The sequence below is a fragment of the Sphingopyxis sp. sgz302558 genome (genome assembly GCF_057220455.1).
On the sequence record NZ_JBXPUZ010000010.1, the window covers coordinates 1 to 20,105 of the forward strand.

The 20,105-nt window shown below is 58.1% G+C and carries 16 protein-coding genes and 2 pseudogenes; 10 read left to right on the top strand and 8 right to left on the bottom strand.

Going from position 1 to position 20,105, the window contains the following annotated elements; all coding sequences use genetic code 11:
• From AC2TC0_RS15525 to AC2TC0_RS15535, 3 genes are all read right to left on the bottom strand, one after another.
• A partial coding sequence (locus tag AC2TC0_RS15525; protein WP_484718370.1) for an RHS repeat domain-containing protein occupies positions 1 to 2,277 on the bottom strand: 2,277 nt, incomplete at its 3' end.
• 484 nt (positions 2,278 to 2,761) lie between these two features.
• Positions 2,762 to 3,295: a hypothetical protein gene (locus AC2TC0_RS15530; RefSeq protein ID WP_484718371.1), complete on the bottom strand. Its 534-nt coding sequence runs from the start codon at positions 3,293 to 3,295 to the stop codon at positions 2,762 to 2,764.
• Positions 3,292 to 3,879, bottom strand: coding sequence for a hypothetical protein (locus AC2TC0_RS15535; protein WP_484718372.1), 588 nt, complete (start codon positions 3,877 to 3,879; stop codon positions 3,292 to 3,294). The genes AC2TC0_RS15530 and AC2TC0_RS15535 overlap by 4 nt, the downstream gene beginning before the upstream one ends.
• Positions 3,880 to 3,971: 92 nt before the next feature.
• Here AC2TC0_RS15535 and AC2TC0_RS15540 point away from each other — a divergent pair, with 92 nt between their 5' ends.
• Positions 3,972 to 4,412 (top strand): hypothetical protein, encoded by a 441-nt coding sequence (locus AC2TC0_RS15540; RefSeq protein ID WP_484718373.1) that lies wholly within the window; start codon positions 3,972 to 3,974, stop codon positions 4,410 to 4,412.
• Positions 4,413 to 4,583: 171 nt separating this feature from the next.
• Here the strand turns inward: AC2TC0_RS15540 and AC2TC0_RS15545 are convergent.
• From AC2TC0_RS15545 to AC2TC0_RS15565, 5 genes and pseudogenes are all read right to left on the bottom strand, one after another.
• Positions 4,584 to 4,994, bottom strand: a pseudogene (locus AC2TC0_RS15545) (integrase core domain-containing protein); the annotation flags it as partial.
• 324 nt (positions 4,995 to 5,318) lie between these two features.
• On the bottom strand, positions 5,319 to 6,428 hold the full coding sequence (locus AC2TC0_RS15550; protein WP_484718374.1) for a hypothetical protein: 1,110 nt from the start codon (positions 6,426 to 6,428) through the stop codon (positions 5,319 to 5,321).
• Entirely contained in the window at positions 6,368 to 8,020 is a 1,653-nt protein-coding gene (locus AC2TC0_RS15555; RefSeq protein WP_484718375.1) for a hypothetical protein, read from the bottom strand. Before AC2TC0_RS15555 ends, AC2TC0_RS15550 begins: the two co-directional genes overlap by 61 nt.
• 82 nt (positions 8,021 to 8,102) lie before the next feature.
• The gene (locus AC2TC0_RS15560; protein WP_484718376.1) at positions 8,103 to 9,335 is read right to left on the bottom strand and encodes a hypothetical protein; all 1,233 of its coding nucleotides are present in this window, start codon (positions 9,333 to 9,335) and stop codon (positions 8,103 to 8,105) included.
• A 209-nt stretch (positions 9,336 to 9,544) separates the two neighbouring features.
• Positions 9,545 to 11,230, bottom strand: coding sequence for a hypothetical protein (locus tag AC2TC0_RS15565; RefSeq protein ID WP_484718377.1), 1,686 nt, complete (start codon positions 11,228 to 11,230; stop codon positions 9,545 to 9,547).
• A 1,113-nt stretch (positions 11,231 to 12,343) separates the two neighbouring features.
• Here AC2TC0_RS15565 and AC2TC0_RS15570 point away from each other — a divergent pair.
• The 9 genes and pseudogenes from AC2TC0_RS15570 to AC2TC0_RS15610 all read left to right on the top strand — a co-directional run.
• Positions 12,344 to 13,159 (top strand): DNA adenine methylase, encoded by an 816-nt coding sequence (locus AC2TC0_RS15570; protein WP_484718384.1) that lies wholly within the window; start codon positions 12,344 to 12,346, stop codon positions 13,157 to 13,159.
• Positions 13,156 to 14,379, top strand: coding sequence for a metallophosphoesterase family protein (locus AC2TC0_RS15575; protein WP_484718378.1), 1,224 nt, complete (start codon positions 13,156 to 13,158; stop codon positions 14,377 to 14,379). Before AC2TC0_RS15570 ends, AC2TC0_RS15575 begins: the two co-directional genes overlap by 4 nt.
• Positions 14,376 to 16,232: an ORC-CDC6 family AAA ATPase gene (locus tag AC2TC0_RS15580; RefSeq protein WP_484718379.1), complete on the top strand. Its 1,857-nt coding sequence runs from the start codon at positions 14,376 to 14,378 to the stop codon at positions 16,230 to 16,232. Before AC2TC0_RS15575 ends, AC2TC0_RS15580 begins: the two co-directional genes overlap by 4 nt.
• Positions 16,229 to 17,194 carry a hypothetical protein gene (locus tag AC2TC0_RS15585; protein WP_484718380.1) on the top strand — a complete coding sequence of 322 codons (966 nt, stop codon included), beginning with the start codon at positions 16,229 to 16,231 and terminating at the stop codon, positions 17,192 to 17,194. Before AC2TC0_RS15580 ends, AC2TC0_RS15585 begins: the two co-directional genes overlap by 4 nt.
• 315 nt (positions 17,195 to 17,509) lie before the next feature.
• Positions 17,510 to 17,734: a hypothetical protein gene (locus AC2TC0_RS15590; protein WP_484718381.1), complete on the top strand. Its 225-nt coding sequence runs from the start codon at positions 17,510 to 17,512 to the stop codon at positions 17,732 to 17,734.
• 146 nt (positions 17,735 to 17,880) lie between these two features.
• Complete coding sequence (locus AC2TC0_RS15595) at positions 17,881 to 18,174, top strand: DUF3489 domain-containing protein (protein WP_484718382.1); 294 nt, start codon at positions 17,881 to 17,883, stop codon at positions 18,172 to 18,174.
• Positions 18,171 to 18,614 (top strand): DUF2924 domain-containing protein, encoded by a 444-nt coding sequence (locus tag AC2TC0_RS15600; RefSeq protein ID WP_484718383.1) that lies wholly within the window; start codon positions 18,171 to 18,173, stop codon positions 18,612 to 18,614. The genes AC2TC0_RS15595 and AC2TC0_RS15600 overlap by 4 nt, the downstream gene beginning before the upstream one ends.
• 16 nt (positions 18,615 to 18,630) lie before the next feature.
• Positions 18,631 to 19,722, top strand: coding sequence for a recombinase family protein (locus AC2TC0_RS15605; protein WP_484718385.1), 1,092 nt, complete (start codon positions 18,631 to 18,633; stop codon positions 19,720 to 19,722).
• Between the two features lie 20 nt (positions 19,723 to 19,742).
• Positions 19,743 to 20,105, top strand: a pseudogene (locus AC2TC0_RS15610) (hypothetical protein); the annotation flags it as partial.

Below are 20,105 nucleotides of genomic sequence, written 5' to 3' on the forward strand. Positions count from 1 at the left end.
GGCGAGATCATAGTTCATGGTCAGCGCGGTGCTTGCGGGCGCAGTGATCGTCTTGACGCGCCCTTCGACGTCATAGGTGAAGCTGGTCACCGCATCCTGCGACGCCGTTGTGGGATGCTTGACGCGCACGCTGGTGGTGCGGCCGAGCAGGTCATAAGTGAACTGGGTGACGACGCCATTGGGATCGGTCATGCTGCCCGGGCGCCCATTGGCGTCATAGGCAGCGAAGCTGGTGACATGGCCGAGACCGTTGGTCATGCTCGTCACCTTGCCCGCCGTGTCATAGGCAAAGGTGACAATGTCGTCCTTACCCTGCGCGTCAGGTGCGCGCGGACCGTTGACCGACAGCAGGCGGGCGTTCGGACCCCAGCTGTAAGTGGTGGTGCGCGTCTGGCCGTTGGTCGAATAGGGCGCGCTGTGGGTGGTCAGGTCGGTCAGCGTTTGCGACGCAACCATCGCATCAGCCGTGTAGGTGATATCGACGCGTAGGCCATCACGTTCGACCCGTGTCGGAAGGTCGAGGGTTGGGTGCCATTGCAAGGTGGTGCTGCGCGCCTGCGGAGTGCTAACCGCCTCGGCAACCGACGTGGGCCGGGCATTTGCGACATCAACGCCATAGTTGGTGATTCGGCCGAGGGCATCGACCGATTGGGTCATCAGCAAACGAATGCCCCAAGGCCCATAATATTGAAAAGTCTTGCTGTCAGCGGGGGTCGTGGCCGTTGCTTCGCCATCGATCCGCATAATGGCCCATGGCTCGATTTTTCCGGCATTCTCACGGCGATGGAGTGAATAAACGTCAGTGCGACCAAGCGGCCCGGTCGCCTTGCGCGTCTCGTTGCGAATATCGAGCTGGCCATTCACATAATGCTGCAAATGCTCGAAGGTGTAGCCGTTGACCCCGCCCGCCAACGCCGAGGCGGCGAGCTTGCCATGGGCGGCGTAGCTGTAGGTGGCGAGTGTAGCCCCATTTTGGTCCCGGATGCGGGTTATGGCGTTTGGATTGTCGGACTGCTCATAATCATAGCTGCGCTTCCAGAGCAGCACACCATTTGCATCGGTGCGGGTCACGGAGCGTAGGCGATTAGCGCGCCCTGAGCGTTTGAGCATGATCTCCGACGGAGCCAGGATCTGGGAGGAGGTTACCGAGTTATACTCGCGAATATCAAGATTGAGCGTCACAGCCCATTGCGGCGGCGGCGCGACATACGACGATTCAGCCTTGTCGTAGACATAGTCGAGCCGGGTGCCATCGGGCAGGGCAACGCGGCTGATGACCTTGGGCTGCTCCCAATCCTGCACCGTCGTATTGCCGGGTGCATTCTGCCAGGTCAGCACAAGTTCGCGGTTCAGGCTGTCGCGCACCCGATAGGGGTTTGGGCCGTCGTCATTATAGTCGAACCACTGCGTGTAGCCGCCGGGCTTGCCGTGCTCGACCGGGACCAACAAGCGAGTGCCCGCAAGCAGGCCCGGCACATTGGCGCGCCGGAACAGTATATATTCGCCATTGGCCATATCGAGCCGCATTTCGGGAGGGGTCGCGGCGGTGACGGCTGTGTCATTGAAGAACGCATAGCGATCAACCGTAGGTGTGGTAACCATCGACAGCTTGCGCCGCGTCGGGCTCAATATATCGCCAAAGAAATTGGGAATGGTCCAAGTCCAGGTGGTTGCATCGCGATTGACAGTCCAAAAATCGTCCTGCCCACCGGTTTGGCTATGAAAGGTCACAACCTCGCGGAAATCACCCTTCATCTCCAGAAAGCCGGGCAGGAGCGTTTTCCAAGAGCTATTGGGCTTGCTGACATAATTGCGATCGACACCAAGCAGGCCGTCGGCGGTCACATAATCGGTCTCGGCCAAGACCTTGTATCCGCTCGTGACACTGATGGGGTTCCCGATCGTCGGGGTTGGCGGCGATGACAGCGGCGTCGCACCGCACTCGCCGTTACACTCTGGTCGTTCCTCCGCCGGGTAAACGCAGCGTTGCTGGACAGTGAGATACCCCGATGGACAAACTAACCGAACGAGGGAAGGAAGGATCGTGTTGCTATTTTCCGGGCCGCCAAATTGTTTGGGAATCCAGTTGCACGCCATATCGTTGTAGTCGACGTATGTCGTCGGCAATGGCGTGGCGTTGGGGTTAAATTCTGACCGTTGGATGTCGCAGGCGATCTCTGCACTGCCCGCATAGGCAGGTGGGCCTTGCCACGTAGGCGTTTCCCAAAGGCCGGCCTGTTCAGGCGGCGGCGGCTGAAGAACCGGTGTCTGCGCCAACGAAGAAGGCGAAAGGGGCAGTGCCAGCACAAGCGCAATTAGAACCGCCATAAGCTTTCGCATAAACCGCCCCTTCACTGCCTGTGCAACAACTGACACTAGATGTCTGAAATGTTACAATTTAACGGAAGGTGAAGCAGTTTATTGCGACGGACAACGAAAAAAGATGCAGCGCTCGCAATTCTTATAACTTAGTGGCCGCGACACTAATTGGGATACGCAGATATCCTCTTTTCAAGAACCGAACTCGGCGGCGAGGCTGCGCTTATGGATGAATGTATAATGCTAAAATATATGATGGACAGCCTGCCGAGCCCCAGCAACAAACGCCCCGCAAACCAATAGGCTCGCGAACCAAAACTCGATAGCCAGCGCCCAGTCGCGCGATTGGGGATCTCGATTGTGCATGATCAAAGCATGGCATCGAGTTTCGGTGTAGGAAAGCATTTCATCGGCCGCTTATGGAGCCGGCATCAAGCAATACCTATCGCGATCCAATCCGCGCGACGAGCTCGGTGCCAGCAGGTATCTCCGCGCTCTTGCCGGTGACCACAAAGGCGATCGTACCGATCGCCACGAACGCGAGCGCGGTCTCGGTCGTGCCGCCTTCGCCGCGGCTGCCAATGCGCCCACTTAGTCGCAAAGTTCCGCCCGGCAGTTCGGCATAAAGTGCCCGCGCCTCAAGCTTGCCCGACACCCCAAACGCAGCTTTGGTCTCGGCGCGGGTGATTTCCCCAACAACCGGCGTGCCCTTGGGCAAAACCACCGTACCATTCACGATCAAATCCTCACTGAGCGCGAGCCGGAACAAATCGCCTTTGACATGACGCTTCGACGAGAGCGTCTCAGAGAGAGTTAGCAGCACGAGCGTGCCATCGGGGATCTGAGGTTTTGTCGACGCGGGTGCAGCCGCTGGGGAGGTCTCGGCCACGGCAGGCGGTGGCGACGCGACTGCCGCCTCCGGCTCGGCTTGGTTGCTAGATGCGATAGCAGCGATGACCAGCAACAGTGCGGTCATGGGGCGGGTGCCGCCAGCGTGAAGTCGTCGGTCACAAAGGCGGTTATCTTCTCGCCTGCCTTGATCTTGGCATTATTGCCCTTGGCAAAGAGGCCAAGCAGCCCAAGGCTCAGCACGCCCACGACGGTCTCAGCGGTGCCAGTGCGGCCCTTGGCCGAGGTGTCGCCACTGATCGGGATCTTCTGGCCCGCATATTCGACATAGAGCAGCCGCGCGGTGAGGCTGCCGGCCTTGCCCAGATTGCCGCTTGAATCGGCGGTCGTGACCTCACCCCAGGCGAGCGCGCCCACCGGGATGACGGTTGCGCCGCCGATGACGACCGGCTGATTGACGCGCAGCTTGAAACGGTGGCCAATAGTGTCGGTCTTGGTGGTCACCTCGGTCAGCGTCATCAAGTGAATGGGCGTATCGCGCGGCAAGATGATGGACGCAGCGGCAGAGACCGGAGGTGCCGCGAGCGTTGCCCCAGGCTGGACGGGATCAGCCGCTTGCTGTTCAACAGCAAGTGCGGGGGCAGCAGGCGCGGTAGGCACCCCCTGCATAGCAACGGCAACCAGCGCCAGCGCGCTTATCATCTGTGTCAAATCATCCCCCCACCCATTTATCTTTGCGGCCGCTTGACCGAATCACCCCAACAATGTTCCTGCTACAGGAGAAGCAAGCATTGGGGGAATCTATGAAATTTGGAACGACTTTGGCCGCCGCGATGGCCGCTGCAATTCTGGTGTCGGCGCCGCTCGCGGCCAAGGACAAAGAGCACGTTTATCCCGTTATGAACGAAGATCTGGGCGTGCCGGTCTTCCCCTATGATATCGAGGACAAGCCCTATGTCATTGTCGCCGGGGTCGAGGCGGGCGTGCGCAAAGCAACGATTTTCAGCAAGGAGCCCTCGCAGAAGAAAATCTACACCGAGCTCTGGGAACGCGGCGAGAAGGCCGGCGCCGATGCCATTGTTATGGCTGCCTATGGCGACAGCAAAATCTCGGCGTTCAGCTGGGGCCGCACCAGCGCGACCGGCGTTGCGATCCGGTTCCTCACTGAGAAGGAAATCGCCGACGGCGTGAAGCCCGAAAAGGCAGCGGATTTTGATGCGGCCAAGCATAAGATGATCGACTGATGCGGTGATGCGGCGGGGGCCTGACTCCAGCAGCGCTGCTCCAGACGTGCTGGCTGAACCAGCGCCCCCGCGCCTGCTGACCGATTGGGAGCTGTGGGCCTGCGCCAATCATTATGTGGCCACCCATGGCGAGGACGTGACCGGCCCCCACCGAGTGGTCCGATCGGATTGTTAGAGCATTGACGCCTCCATCGCCAGTGTTGGCCGTAGGTGGAGCGAAGCGGAACCGGAGGGCGACACTGGCGATGGAACGGCCTCTGGCGCCGGTGGTCGATATCCCAGCGAGCTGTGCGGCCGGACAGTGTTGTAATGACGCCGCCACGCCTCGATCAGGATCCGGGCCTCGGCGAGCGAGTAGAAGATTTCGCCGTTGAGCAGTTCATCGCGCAGCGACCCGTTGAAGCTTTCGCAATAGCCATTCTCCCACGGGCTTCCCGGCGTGATGTAGAGCGTCTTCACGCCGATCTGGGCGAGCCATTGCTGCACCGCCGTTGCGATAAACTCCGGGCCATTGTCCGATCGTATATGCGCCGGCGGCCCACGCGTGACGAACAGCTCGGCCAGTGCCGCGAGCACGTCGTCGCCAGTGTCGCCCTCCGGTTCCGCTTCGCTCCACCTACGGCCAACACTGGCGATGGAGGCGTCAATGCTCTAACAATCCGATCGGACCACTCGGTGGGGGCCGGTCAACCGGGTCGATTGCGGTCAACTTCAACTGGGTCGGAGGTCTGAAATGAGGTGCAAAACATCCGTCCGCCCAGGCGGGGCTTCCCCCCATGCCGTCGGCTGGTGTGTCTGATCCTTCGGTAGCCGCTTTTTGGGGCTCATAGACCTCAACCCGCATGGACGGTTCGGTCCTCGAGTCAGCGGGACCAGATTATGATTCCGGGTCAAAAGCCGACAGCCCTACCCCTCTGATTCTGAAAAATTGGGCCCGAACTCTTCCTCGAAGCCAATCGCTTGAAGTTTATATCCTGCGGCGTCGGCTTCGGCCGCGATCGCCGGAACAATCAAAGGGAATTTATGCTGCTGGGCACTTTGCTTCGCCTGCGCTTCGGCGGCCGCCAGTTCGTCCCTACCACGTTTGCGAAACGCCGCCTCGTCAGCGTAGATCGCGTCGATCTTGTCGCCCTTGAAATAGCGATCGACGCGAATTGCGCTGTAGGAGGTATACCAGTCCTTGGGGTCGTGCATCCGACTGACAGAGAAGAGGCCGCGGTCCGCGCTGCGGATCACACCACAATCCTTCACATATTTCGTCTTCACGGCCGGACAAGCGCCGAAAAACGCATCGCGGTATCCCATGCCCTTCGTCCCGCCATTCTGCGCGGAAAAATAGCGGAACCCGGTGGCTCTCGCCGGCACGGTTGTCACCGCGCCGCCGCCATCCAGATAGGCCATGAAGATCGCTGCATGTCCGCCCCCATTGGTGCGATTAAAGTAGATGAAGTCCCCCGCCTTCGCATTGTCAAACGTCATATATTTTCCCATCCCGAATAGGACAAGTGCGTCGCCAATCCCGCCGGAAAACTTACGCTTGTATTCGGGTATGACACTGCTCGACTTAAACTGGAAAATATAGGGCAAGGGACTCAGTGCGGAGCCGCCACCGAGCTGCCTTCCATCCATCAACCGCTCGCTCAGGGGTTTTCCATCGGCGCCCCTCGACGCGTTCAAGGCGCGGACGACAATCTCGAACACCGCCGCAACGCACATCGTCTTTCCGCCACCGGTCGCCTTGAACTTGTGCGACCCATAGGTCAGGTCCTCGGTATAGCGGCTGCCAAGGTCGTAGCCGAGGCCAGCCCTGTTCGCGGCAAGCCAGTCGACCTGCTTCACGATTTGCGAATTGAAATCGGCATATTCCTGGGCTGCTGCCGGCGTTGTCGGCGCGGCGCCGATCAGCAGCGCGGCAATCGTAACTGTCATTCGCATTTCGCGTTTCCTTCCTTTGGCTATTGGCGCAGCGATGATGGTGCGAGAAGGCCCTGCTTTGCTTGGGCGCGATAGGGCCACCGGTTGTCTGCGGCATTGCTCAACATGGTCAGGCTGGCCGCCGAAACGCATTCGCGGCCCGGCTGAAACACGCCCGCCATGACGTCTTCGACCTCGACTCCGACTTCCGACGGATGCGGCAGACCGAACCAGTGCCCGACTTCGTGCAAGAGCACGGGACGGATATCGAACAGCGACGTCGAACTGCCAAGCCGGACGCTTCCCGCGGGGGTGGGAACCTGAAACGAATAGGACGCCGTCGTGATCTGCACATCGCCGCCCGGCCTTCCGCACGCGATCGCGCCGGCGCCGCACTCGGTCAGTTCCCCGAGAATTGAGAGTTTCGGCCGGAGGGGCATCGCCTCAATCAGCGCACCGGGGCAAAGGAAGCCCTGCGAAGCCTTAACCCAAGGTATGGCTTGGTCGTCGATGCGGCAAAGCGCCTCGACAAGATCCGCGTCATTGTCGACCTGATCATATGGCGCGATAACGCGGCCGGGCACGAGGAGGCTCGGCGAGGCAAACAGGCCCCGCATTTCGAACTGGGCTAGGCTGTCTCTGCTCGCTATAAATTTTCGAAGCGCGAAGACCGCCTGGCGATCGATCCAGACCCGCTTTCCTACACGCACGACCGCAAGCGCGCCGGGATCGCAGGTTTGGCAGCCGGCGCGCCACGCCGCAACCGCACGCGCGAAAGCAATGGCGATGCCGTTCAGGCATTCGGGGCCGCAGTCGCCCGTGCCATCGACCACGGCGATGTCGAGCGCGCTCTGGAATGCTGCTGGAGCTCGATGCGCCGCGCGGGTCGCAGCTGGTTCCGCGAAGCTGGCGCGCCCCCAATTGAAGGGGGTGAGCGGCGGCGGCTTCTCGCTTGTCGCTGTTTGCTCGCAATAGATATCAGGCGGCACGCCAATGCTTCCCAGGGTCGAGTTATCCTGCGAAGCCTGACCTTCCCACGCGACCACCTTTAAGGCGGAGATGGTCATCGAGCTTCGGATCGTTCGTCCGTCTTCAAACGTCGCGATCAGCGAAACGCGCCCCGGCCGAAGCAGCAATAGGCGGCGGCTCGGCCCGATTCGTTGGAAACCCGTAGCGGTGGCAACGGCAATGTCGGAACCCCGCAGCGTCTCGGCCAACGCGACCGTCCCGATGTCATTGGCGACCACTCCCGGCCAGCCCGTGCCTTCGATCTCCGAGCCCAAAAGCCTCGCTAGCCGCGAAGAGACAGTCTCCACAGTTGCGGGACGACTGCTGAGATCGTGGAGATAATCGCTCACGACCCCCTTCAAAATAGCCGGGTCGCTAAAACTTGCGTCGCAGATGTTCTTTGGTGAGCCCCCCGCCTGGTCAAAGCAGAAATTTCCCACAAAGAGTTGGGCGTCGGCAGCAATCGCCAGGGTCAGATCGGGATCGACGAGGATGTCGAGATCGCGGGACGCACCCCGAACCGCCGTCTGGACGTCGGCGACGATCGCCGCGCGCGAGGGGGATGAGACAATTTGCTGCGAAAAGGTAGCGCTGCTGAGGCCGGCTATCAGGCTACTTGCAGCCAGTATGGTAACCATTCGCTTCCACGGCGAGGCGCCCTGTGCTGGTATCAGAGCGTCGGTCACGATGGTTGCCGATCCGGCGGAGCTGCACGCGGGCGCTCATGCCGCGCGCCGAGAGACGCCGCAAGCTCCCGAAAAACCCCCATCACGGCTCCCTTTCGGGGAACGCGGGCAGAGCGGAGGCAATCGCTGGCCGCCGCGGCCCGGTATTCGGATTGATCCAGTTCAGGACCCATAGCGGGCAACCGTACCGCTCAGCGCTCGTCAGCGACGCATTCCCGGGCATGCGGGTCGGAAAAACTTGCTGCGTGGTCCCCGACCATTCCACAGCGCGATCGTCACCGATCCCGACATCGACGGCGTGGCGGGGACCTCGCCTCATCCAATTTTGCCGTTCCGCGGTCGTGAGTCCTGCCTCCCCTGCCCCATCGACGAAAAATACGACGTCGCGGCCGTTGCGGTCCGCTTGCTGGTTCGTAGTGGCCAGGATGCGCGATAGGGCCCGCCGAACCTCCCAAGGCTTGGCCGCCGCGACGTCGTCTACCGATTGCCGAACGGCGAGCGCGACCGCCGCGATCGCATCGCTCGAGTTCGTCCTTTTATCTTTGGCAAAGACGCCGCCGGTGTGGGTTGCGCGGTCCGTAAAGAAGGCGAGATCGACCTCCGTCGGCGTGCGACCGAGCAAAGCATAGAGCTTTGTAAATGCTTGCATCTTTGCGCCGTCGAAGTTCCCCGATCGGTAGAGCCCAACATAAGTCGAGCGCACCAACGGTATGGTGCCGAGGCGCGCAAATCCGCTCGACCATTTTGCCGCGCGCGCGGCGTCCAGCCAAATCCCGCAGAGATAAATTTCGGTATCGAGCGCCGCCGGTGCCGCGCGCCTTTCGCCCAATTCCAGGAACCGTCGCACCGCCGTGGCCTCTTCCGCAAAGGCCTCGTCGATGTGCTGCGGAGCTTGGCTATCGACAGCGATCAGAATACCTTGGATTTCCCGCCCTCCGCCGGCTGTCGCGCCGCGCGGCCCCCACGTCAAATAGGATGTCGGGTCATTGGATACACACCGCAGATTGGTGCGCCGCTGCGAGGACAGGCTGTTCTGGCAGAAATTCCATTGTGCCTCGCCTTCATAAGGGGTTGCCTCGTAAGTTAGAACCAGCGTCTCGATGCGCTCTTCGACGGTCGGCAGAGCGACACCGGGCAAGAGTCGCTGCCACAAGGCCGCGCTGATGCGAACATCGCCGCGCACCGGCTTGAGGTCTGCGAAGCGCGGGCTATTAAGCAGCCGCGCGAGCGCTCGCTGGGTTACCGGTCCGAAGCTGCCGTCGATACCCGGCAGCTCCTTCTCGGGCACTTGCTCCACAATCAGCGCGGCACGCAACGCCTTTTGGAATCGGCTGATCGGTCCACCCGCACCATCGCGCCATATCGGCGACGCCGCGCCGAGCGGTCGATACCGATAGAGTGTGGCGCTGTCGTCAGCGGCGGAAGCAAACCCGGGCAGTAACAGTCCCGCGAGGGCCAGCGTCAAGGGGCTATGCTTTGTCCATGCTTGCACGACCGCACCTCCGCATTAAAAATCGGCTCCGTCTAGATACATTTTCCCGACTGATTGAAGTCGTCCCGGTCCGATGCTGAGGCGGGCCGTATCTCGATCGCTGACACGCGTGGACCAGCGACGGCGAGAAACTCCGATCGATTGTCGAAACGCAACGTGAGGAGATAGACTACCGGGTCGTTTTCAAATTGCGCAAAAGCCGTCGCCCAAGGCTGATTTTCCGCGCTTGGTTTGAAATTTCCGAAACAGCTTTTCTTGCGCTCCGCAAGGAACTGCACGCCCACGCTGAAGGTCTGGAAGCCGGGTGGGCCTTCGCCAACAGGGACGTTCGGAATGAAATCGAGCGGAGCCACAACCGGAACGTTCGCATCGGCAAAATCCTCACCCAAGGCGAATGTACGGACATCGGCGGTCGCCATGTCCCAGCTTTTCGCCATGCGGTAGAGCCGCGCCTCTTTCGCCTTCCAGGGGATGGAACGGACGGGTGTCGGCGAACTGGGGCTGAGATTATATCGCGCCTTCCATGGCTTCACCAAGTCGCGCGTACAAGGCAGACTGCTCGCGTCATATCGATCGAAGACGCCACCAAGCTGCAATTCGTTAAAGAGTATCAGCTGAGCATCGGCATCGTTTAGCCGGTACGGTCCTTTTTGCAGCGCGGACTGCAGGGCGCGGCAGCTTTTGTTCACCGCGTCCTGCCGCGACAGCTGCTCGCTAGGGTTCCCGACGACGCTGAGCTCTTCCAGCTTTTGCGGAACGCCCTGCTGATCGAGCGCCGTGGATAGCGTCGTCAGCGCCAGCCCCGGGCCGGTGCGGGTAGAGAGTTTGATCCGGTCGGCGTATCTGGTGCCGTCGAGTCCCGCTACATTAGGCCATTCCACGTTGGCCGCATCCTTGCGCGGCGGCGCGTCGGTGATGAGCGACTCGGTCGTCGAGAGGGTAAGTGTGATATCGACGCTCGAGGCTTGTCCGCGCGGTACAGGAAATTGTACTTGGTATCGGACGGCCTTGTTCCCGTTTCTGCGGTCGAACTTCAGGATCGTATCGAGATTGCCGCTCTCCTCGTCGGAGAGCGCCACCTCGTAAGTCGACTGGATGCGCGACGCGACCGCGAGAAGGGCAGGCTCGCCGACGGCGGTGACGAGGCTCGTCGGACCACCCATTTTGGCGGCAAGGTCGACGCCTTCCTTGATAATGGGAAGTGCGTCGAGCTTTCTTGAATTGACGAGGGCTACTTTGAGCTTGGTTCGCACCTGCGCATTGGAGCTGTCGAGCGCGAACGTGGGCGACACCGCAATTCCGGTCCCGCCGAGTATGTCGGCGGACAATAGAGTCTTCTGGTTCTTGTCCCGCGTTATTGTGTAGATTGGCATTTCGTAGACGAGAACTTCCTCGTCGGCGATCCGTGCGTAGACCGCGACCGTCACAACCGCCGTGAACTTGTCTTTGACGCCGAAGAGAGTCCCGAGAGTCGCGCCGAAACTCTTGTCCAGCTCCATATTGACGCCCGCGCTCGCGTCCATCTCCACCCGGCCATAGTAAGAAGAAATCTCCTTGAACGCCGCCTTTTCAGCCGCGTCATAGGGCACATAGCAGCGGTCGACCGACAGGGGGCCAAGTTTGACATTGGGCTGCGGAATCTCTCCGGCGTCACAGAGGGGGGCTGCGTATACCGCCTCGGTGGCGAGGCATCCGACCGCGAGGCCGCACAGAACCATAAGCCGCGTTATCACAATAAGCCCCCGCCTTTGTCAGCTTTCCAGACAATTTATCCTATTTGTGACGGCGAAGAAACATAAATCAGAACCAATATGAGACATGTTCCTAAAACGATTAGCCGCATTCCCAGCATAGGCGGCCTCGCGCAACTCGCGCGTTTCAGTACAGAAGTCTGGGTTCGATATCCCGGCGCTTTCTGGCACTCTGAACTCATAGCCGATCGGCTGGATCGAGCGCATCACCGACCTGCTACTTAAACATCTCCAGATCTGCAGCAACTGGGCCGATTGCGGACTGCCTGTTTTTTGGGCCCCGACCCCAAAATAGCGGACACAGCGAAGTCCGCCGCCTGAACGGCTCTTGGTGTGCTGCTTACAGGTTGTGAGGTTCCTAACCTGAAACCAAGAAAGCAGCCACCAGCTAACGCGACCGCTCAAGGTCGCGGGTCGCTAACCAGCGCCGCGCAAAACGGGGTCATCTATAAACGTGGCCGCGACAAAAGTCGCGAACTGGCTACCGGTTCTCGCGAGCTTCAAGTTTGGCTGAAGCAGTGATTGCTGCCCGACTGGGAAAGGCATTCAGCCTTGACTTCATTCTTAAATCGTGCAGATTATTGCATAATAATTCCTCTCCCTAAAACATAGGCACAAAGTTCCGCGCAGGTTTGGTTTAAACAAGAAAAGGACAGCGCCCATGGCACTTAAGCCAGGACCCAAGCCGATAGCAAAATCAACAGGGAAACCCGATCAGCGTCGCCGTGACAACAAAACCACACCAGGTAACACACCGTCCCTCAAACCTAGCAAATCTAGCAAGCCCCCCAAAAAGAAGTGAAAGAGCCGGAGGGCGCCCTGCATGGGAGGACCGGTTTCGCTGAAACTGGGTCATTCTTGGTCAGTGAATACGGGGCCGACGATGGCCGCGGATGACCGAATGTGGACTGATCGCTGCTGGCTAGGCGGCGTGGACAAATTTGAGCCAGTATCTGGCTGTGGCGATATGGACCATGCCGAGGAAGCTAGAATTTTGCCAGAGGCCTGGATCAGACTGGTTGCGTCTTACCCAGCAGCCTGTAAGAAAATCCGATGGGGAAGGAACGAGATTCTCAGCTAATGCTGCCGGCCCGGGCGCCGCTACGGTGGGCGGGCAGTAAGCGCAAAAGTGTGCCAGCACTCAAAGAGTTGCTTCCCGACAGCTTCAGTAGATACGTAGAGCCATTCGCCGGATCGGCCTGCCTTGCATTCGCGGTATCGTGCAAATCCGTCACGTTGGGTGACATTAATCCGCAGCTCATTGAGTTTTACTCGTTCCTTCGTAGCGACCCTGATGTCTTGCATGAGATATACATGTCGTTCGAGCGCACGCCTGAAACGTATTACCGCGTCCGCGACGAATACAACGCCGCCGAACCATCACTAGAACGTGCCGCCCGCTTTCTTTATCTAAACAGGCATTGTTTCAATGGAATTTATCGTGTCAATTCAAAGGGCGACTTCAATGTTCCCTGGGGCGGTGACAAGGTTGGCAATCCATTAAGCCGATATGACCTCAACTCGGCTTCAGCCTGGATCCAGAATGCCAGATTAGAATGCGATGACTTCGAAAGCGTAATTCGTCGAAGCGTTCGAAGAAAAACCCTTTTCTATCTCGATCCGCCTTATGCTAGAAATGAAGAACGCGTATTTCGAGAGTATCACGAACACAGTTTCGCGACTTTTGACTGGGGACGATTTCTGGATACTTTGCGCTGGATTGATGAAGGCGGCGGCTACTTCCTAGTGAGCTATGCTGGAGACCTCAATTTGATATCGGAGCTCACCCGCTGGAACATTGGTCACCTTGATGTGACAAGAAACGTCGGCGGCTTTCGCTCATCTCGACGCAAACATCGCGAGTTTATCGCAACGAACTTTGAAGCGAAGCAATGAGCAAGACGATAAAAATCGCCGTTTTAACTGACCTCCATGCCTTCAATAAGACCACGGCAGGAGCAGGGGCCGCCCCATCTTGGATCGACTTGGCCGACGACCAAAGTGACCCTAGACAGAATCCGTTTGCTGGCCTTGCCGAACTGAAAGAGCAATTCAGCCTGACCGCAGACGTCATTTTATGCTGCGGGGACATGGGAGACAAGGCGAGCCCAGAGGGGCAGCAATATGCTTGGCGCGAAGTCAACAAATTGAAAGACTTGCTCGGTGCCAAAGTTGCATTGGGCACTGCGGGAAATCACGACTTGGATAGTCGGTTTGCGTTCACCAATTACGATGCTAGAGGCCAAATTCAAGCCTTAGATCCTCCCTTTCCTGTAGAAGACTATCAGCAGTGGCTAGAATACTGGGCAAAAAATTTCACTATTGTTCACCATGAGAATGTTCGATTTGTACTTCTGAATAGCGCGGCATATCATGGATATGCGAAGGATCCGAAAGAACCGGAATACAATCACGGGAGAGTTAGCGACCGCACGCTGCAGCGACTGATCAGAGACCTCGAAGCGGACGGAAAGGCGCAGGCCAATATACTTGTCTGCCACCATCATCCTTATAAGAACGATCTCATCAAGATTGAAGACTATTCCCAAATGGAGAATGGGGATAAATTGGTAAACGACCTTACCGCAATGCGAAACGGGCCATGGCTAGTCATACATGGACATAAGCATATGCCGAGAATTTATTATGCTCCGGGAAGCAATTCTGCACCTACTATATTTTCTGCTGGCAGCTTCTCGGCGAGATTGTACGCAGAATACATGGATCACGCGCGCAATGAATTCTACATTTTGGAGCTGCAGATCCCAACGAGCTCAGGCTCGACGACCAGCCTGAAGGGCACTGTGCGCACTTGGCAGTGGAGCTACGGAAATGGATGGATCGTCCCTAAAGCTGGCATTGGCCTAGGCCCGGTCGCGGCTTTTGGTACGCGAGCGGACACAGGAGAGTTAGCGGATGAAATCGCTCAGACCCTGAAGGCCACGCATGCTGGGAAATCGGTATCTTGGCAGGAAATCCTAACGATGAAACCGCCGGTACGATTTCTGACACCTGAAGACCTATCTCATTTTCTCGATTTACTCGAAAATGGTCATGGTCTGACGACTGTAGCCAACCGACGAACGAATGAAGTAGTAGAGGTCCAAGTGCCGTGACGGAACTGTCTTCCCACGTCAGGTCGTATGACGCATTCAACGCCAGATTCCTGTCGGCAGAGGATATTGCCCGGACATTTGTTCCTCCTCCGCAGTACGAAAAGCTGGTAGCGAAACGGCATACGGTATTATTCGGCCCCAGAGGTAGCGGCAAAACTACACTTCTTAAAATGCTGCAATTGCGGACGCTGGCAGCGTGGCAGCACCCACACGCGGCAGATATTCGAGCGCAAATCCCCTTTCATGCCATTTTCCTTGGGACTGATGTTTTATGGGGCTCACAACTGGACAGTCGCACTGCCCAGATAAAGGATCGCGAGAAGTCGGCGCAAATCCGACGAACCTCGTTCCGTCTGCACCTGGCTTTGGCCCTGTTGGATGCCATCGACGAGGGGCGCGATTCACTGATTTCTGACCATGTTGATCTCCAGCGCTTTGCTCTAAATTTGACTCGCGACCTCGAATCTGAACTCGCGCAGGCCTTGGCCTCAATTTGGAAAATCCAGCTTCCTTCCAAAACCCTGTTCGGGATTAGAACGGCAATTTTAGAACAGGTATCTGATCTACTTATAGTTGTTAATAAACTGCGTAGCAATGGTGAGATCGAGCTCCCAGAATTTGCATATCTTGAACCGGTGCCCTCTATTCTCAACGCAATTAAGCTAGTTAATACCGTTATAGGTCAGCCCGATAGGCGGTGGGCTATATTGTGCGATGAACTGGAGATCGCGCCGGAAATGATCCGTACTGAGTTATTTCAGCTTCTGAGGAGCACAGCTCAGGAAGTTTTTTTCAAATTTTCTTTTTTTCCGTTCTCATCCGACGTCGAGCTATCTGCTCTAGCGGCCCCACATGCGCCGACCGCCAACAATGACTATGACCCTCTAGACCTTACGTACGGCAAAAGGGAAAGCGCGTATCAATTTTGCCGGTCGCTACTGCAAGGAATGGTGGAAGCATCCGGCGGTAAGCCTAACGTGGAGCCTGAAGAAGTGTTGGGCGACGGCTGGTTTGACGGTGGGCGAAGTCATCGTCGACAGAAGTCATCCCCATATGCACCGCCGGAAGGGGAGTTTTATCGCAGAGCTGTCAGACTGCAGCGGAACGATCCAAGCTTCCGGGCATGGCTAGCCCGATCAGAGATCAATCTAAAAGAAGTTCATGTAATGGGCGATAGTGAGCAAGCCCCATTTCGCAAGGCATTGCCATATATCCTAACACGTTCAGAGTTTTTGCGGCCTGGCGGAAGCTTTCGTAGTCGGAAGTCAATGTCGCTATATACCGGCACCTACTCAATGTTCTCACTGACTGAAGGAAACCCGAGAATATTCATAAATTTGATGAGGCCGTTGGTCGATCGATTTATCGAAAATAACGGAACTATTAGTCGCGAGAGCCAAGCTGCGTCGGCAGAGATGACAATCCACCGATTTCGATCCAGCCTGTCCGCGATACCGTCGCAGAGAGTTGGTTCGATCCGTTCGATCATACATCTGATAGATATCGTTGGTAGCTATTTTCAGAATGCCCAGCTTATCGAACTGTTTCGCGCGGAGCCTCCGACGACCTTCGTAGTTGACGACGGCGTTCCACCACCGCTTCTAGAATTGGTAGGGCGATCCTTGAATTCAGGTGCATTTATACGCATTGACGATAGTCAGGATGCAGGCCTCACGGACCTCCGCGGATCCCGCTTGCGGCTCGCTTATACATTAGCTCCGGAGTTTAAACTGCCACTGGTGTCGGGACGAACCGTAACGCTAAGTACCATTATTGGGGCGCGGGAAGCGGCGAGACGTAAGGATCCCGACTTCCTGAATCAGACCCGTTTGCCATTCGGAGTTGAAGGATGAGCGAGGCATGGGAAGCCGTTGCAAGCAACGTTGCAGAAATATTCGTCGTCACTTGCGGATACGAAGAACGCTCCAGCTATGTTCATCAGCATTTTAAAGGCGATATCTCTGTACTGATTGTGCTAGATTACAATTGCCCTGATGTCCTTCACTACAATCAAAATAAATCGTATTTTTCCAGAATCGGCAATGCCATTTTTGTTGATTTAACCGCTCCCGCAGCAGCTGAAGAATTTGAGAGAACATTTGTAGACTGCGTAAGTAATTCAGGATCTGAATCCCCCGCAATTTTTTTTGATATTTCTTCATGTTCACGCAGCGTGATAGCAAACTCCTTCCTATCAATTTCTCGTAGGGCTCCGCGCAGTTCCACGCTTACGTGCTGCTATGCCCTTTCAGCCTTTGACAAGGCTCCCGATGGAGAGTTGCCGAGCAGTGTGTCTGAACCGGTAGTGGGTGATTTGTCGGGCTGGTCAGATGATTTGTCTAAGCCGCCCTGTGCGATCATTGCTTTAGGCTTCGAGCCTGGGCGAGCCTTAGGATCAATCGATTACCTGGAGGTTCCTGAGGTGCGGCTCTTCATGCCAGAGGGTCCGGACACCCGCTTCAAAGACGCCGTATATAAGGCAAATTCGATGCTAATTGAGGAAGCGGGAAGCGGAGCTGTATTGCCTTATGATGTCTTAGATCCGCAAGCGACTTACGAAAAATTAGACTCGTTGCTGTTCGGGCTTCTCGCTCAATTTCGTCCAGTTATAATTCCACTTGGGCCTAAAATTTTCGCCGCACTTTCAATAATTGTTGCGATAAGGATGTGGCCGAATGTATGTGTTTGGCGAACTTCTGCGGGCAGTGGCGAGGATGTGATCAATCGCTCGGCACAGGGCGAGATCGCCGTTTTTATTACGGCCGTCCCGCAAGCACCCGTTGCAAATTTAAATGAAGAAGTCTGCTCAAACTAGATGACACGCAACGATGGTAGCGTGGTGCAAGCAGGATGAGATTGTAGGGAGCCACGAAGTAGACTTCGTCGCAGGCAAATTCTGCGCGCTGCAATAATTGGCAAAAGCTAAATCGCGATAGCATTGCCCTCCAATCTCATTGGGGCGTCGAGAACGTCCGCTTGTGGGGACATTCCGCCACGCTCATAATGACCGAATTGGGGGCGCAAAGCAGACACTAAGTCCAGCAAGCCTGGGCGCCTGTTCGCACGTCTAATTGATTTTATGCCAAGCTGCATATGGACATCATGGGCACGCCAAGCATGTGTGCCGAGCATGGCAGACGCCGACGAACAAGAAGCGGGAAAGCTGGCCTCAGAACTTCTGGTGCGGGCAGGTTGTCTCATGGAGGATGAGTGTCCCGCACTCGTGTCTGTTCACGGCTCACGGCCATCCCAATCAGACATTAACGCGCGCATCGAGTGCTTGGAGAAAGTCGCAGCCGACCTTGCGGCGCTGGCCGCCGCTGCAGGGGCCATCATTCGCTCAGAACGCGACTAAGCAGCAGAATCGACTGGACTTCGCTCCGCAACGAAGCGTTGGTGTGACGGCCGCGCTGGGTGGGCGGCAAGCCTCGGAGCGCGGGTTTCCGGGGCTTCGGTCAGTGGGACGCGGCATGGTGCCGGAGCGTCCCACGGAGACCCAAAATGACTACAGACCCAAAGCCAGCCGCCGAGGTGTCGGCAACCACCTCAGCACCCCGCGCCGCCAAAGCGCAGCCCACCAAGTCCGCCATCGTCTCGAAGCTGCTGACGCGCATCAAAGGCGCAACGCTGACCGAGATTGCTGGCGCGACCAGCTGGCAGCCGCACAGCTGCCGAGCTTTCCTGACGGGCCTGCGCAAACAGGGGAAGACGCTGGTCAAGGAACAGCGCACCGATGGTGTAGTCGCCTATCGCATCGCCGTTGCTGATGTTGCAGCCGAAGCGGTGGCATCGTGACTGCGCTCGGCCCCCAGCTTGCGGCATTGGAAGCCATGCCACCAGCCGAGCTGCGCGCGGTATGGCGCGAGCAATATCGCGCGCTCGCGCCCGATATCGGCCCCGACCTGCTGCGCCGCGGCATCGCATGGCGGATGCAGGCGCGGGTGCATGGCGGTCTAACCGTGGCAACGCGCCGCGCCATCGACAAAAGCCTCGCCCAGCTTGAGAAGACCGGCGAGGTCGGCAGTCCGCGCGACCTGACCATCAAGAGCGGCACGAGGCTGGTCCGCTCGTGGCAGGGCAGGACCTATCATGTGCTGGTCCTCGATGATGGCTTTGAGCATGACCGGCGCCGCTACGAGAGCTTGAGCCAGATAGCTCGGGCGATTACCGGCGCGCATTGGTCGGGCCCACGCTTCTTCGGGCTGCGCAAGCGGAGGAGCGGCTTCGGTGGCTGAGCGCAAGCGCTGCGCGGTGTACACGCGCAAGTCGACCGAAGAAGGGCTTGAGCAGGCGTTCAACAGCCTTGATGCCCAGCGCGAGGCGTGCAGCGCTTACATCATGAGCCAGACCCATGAAGGCTGGGAGCTGGTGCCCGAGCAATATGATGATGGCGGCTGGTCAGGCGGGACGATGGAGCGGCCTGCACTCAAACAGTTGCTGGCGGACGTTGTGGCGGGCAAAGTCGATATCATCGTCGTCTACAAGGTCGACCGTTTGACTCGCGCACTCACCGACTTTGCCAGAATAGTGGACATCTTGGATAGGGCAGGGGCTTCGTTCGTCAGCGTTACCCAAGCGTTCAACACCACCACCAGCATGGGACGGCTCACCCTCAATGTGCTGCTGAGCTTTGCGCAGTTCGAACGCGAGGTGACCGGCGAGCGTATCCGCGACAAGGTGGCAGCATCGAAACGCAAGGGCATGTGGATGGGCGGGCCGGTGCCGATTGGCTATCGGCTCGAAGACCGCAAGCTGCTCATCGAACCCAATGAGGCGGCGACCGTCCGCTTCATCTTCGAGCGCTATGCTGAGCTGAAGTCGATTGCAGCACTTGTTGATGAGCTGCACCAGCGCGGCACCCGCACCAAGCTGCGCCATTACAAGGACGGCAGCCAGCGCGGCGGCATATCGTTCACCAAGGGGCCACTGGCGTTACTGCTCAAGAATCCGGTTTACATCGGCAAGGTCCGTCATCGCGATGCGCTCTACGAGGGCGAACATGATGCGATTATTGACGAGCAACTCTGGGAGCAGGCGCAAACGATTGCCCGCGCCAATGGCCGTGACCGCAAGCTTGGGCGCAAGGCCCGCAACCCGAGCCTGCTGGTTGGAATGGTGACCGACCCAGACGGGCGCGCGATGACACCAACGCACACCCGTCGCGATGGTCGACAGTATCGCTATTATGTCAGCCAGCTTAATCCAGGTGACGATAGGCAAGGCATCTGGCGTGTTCCAGCCGGAGAGATAGAACGTATCGTCATTGATGCGGTGGCAGCATCGCTTCGCAAGCATGGCGTTNCGATAGGCAAGGCATCTGGCGTGTTCCAGCCGGAGAGATAGAACGTATCGTCATTGATGCGGTGGCAGCATCGCTTCGCAAGCATGGCGTTGTCGAGGATAGCTCAGCTGATGCGGTGGTTACAGATATTGGCTGGCGCAGCGCACTTGCCGACACACTGCCGCTGGATGCCGTCGCTGAACAGCGCGGGACGCTGCTCGACCTCGGGCTCAGCGTGCAACTTGGTGAAGAGACCATCACGCTCTCACTCGACAATTTTGAAGAGCGTCAGATTGCGATACCCGCGCGGCTGGTCCGGCGGGGCAGCGATATTCGGCTAGCGCTCGCGCCCGGCGAGAAGGCTGGCGGCGAGCCCGACCCCGTGTTGCTGCGGTTGGTCGCCCATGCCCGCGCGGCACTGCTGATGGTGGAAAGCGGCAAGCCA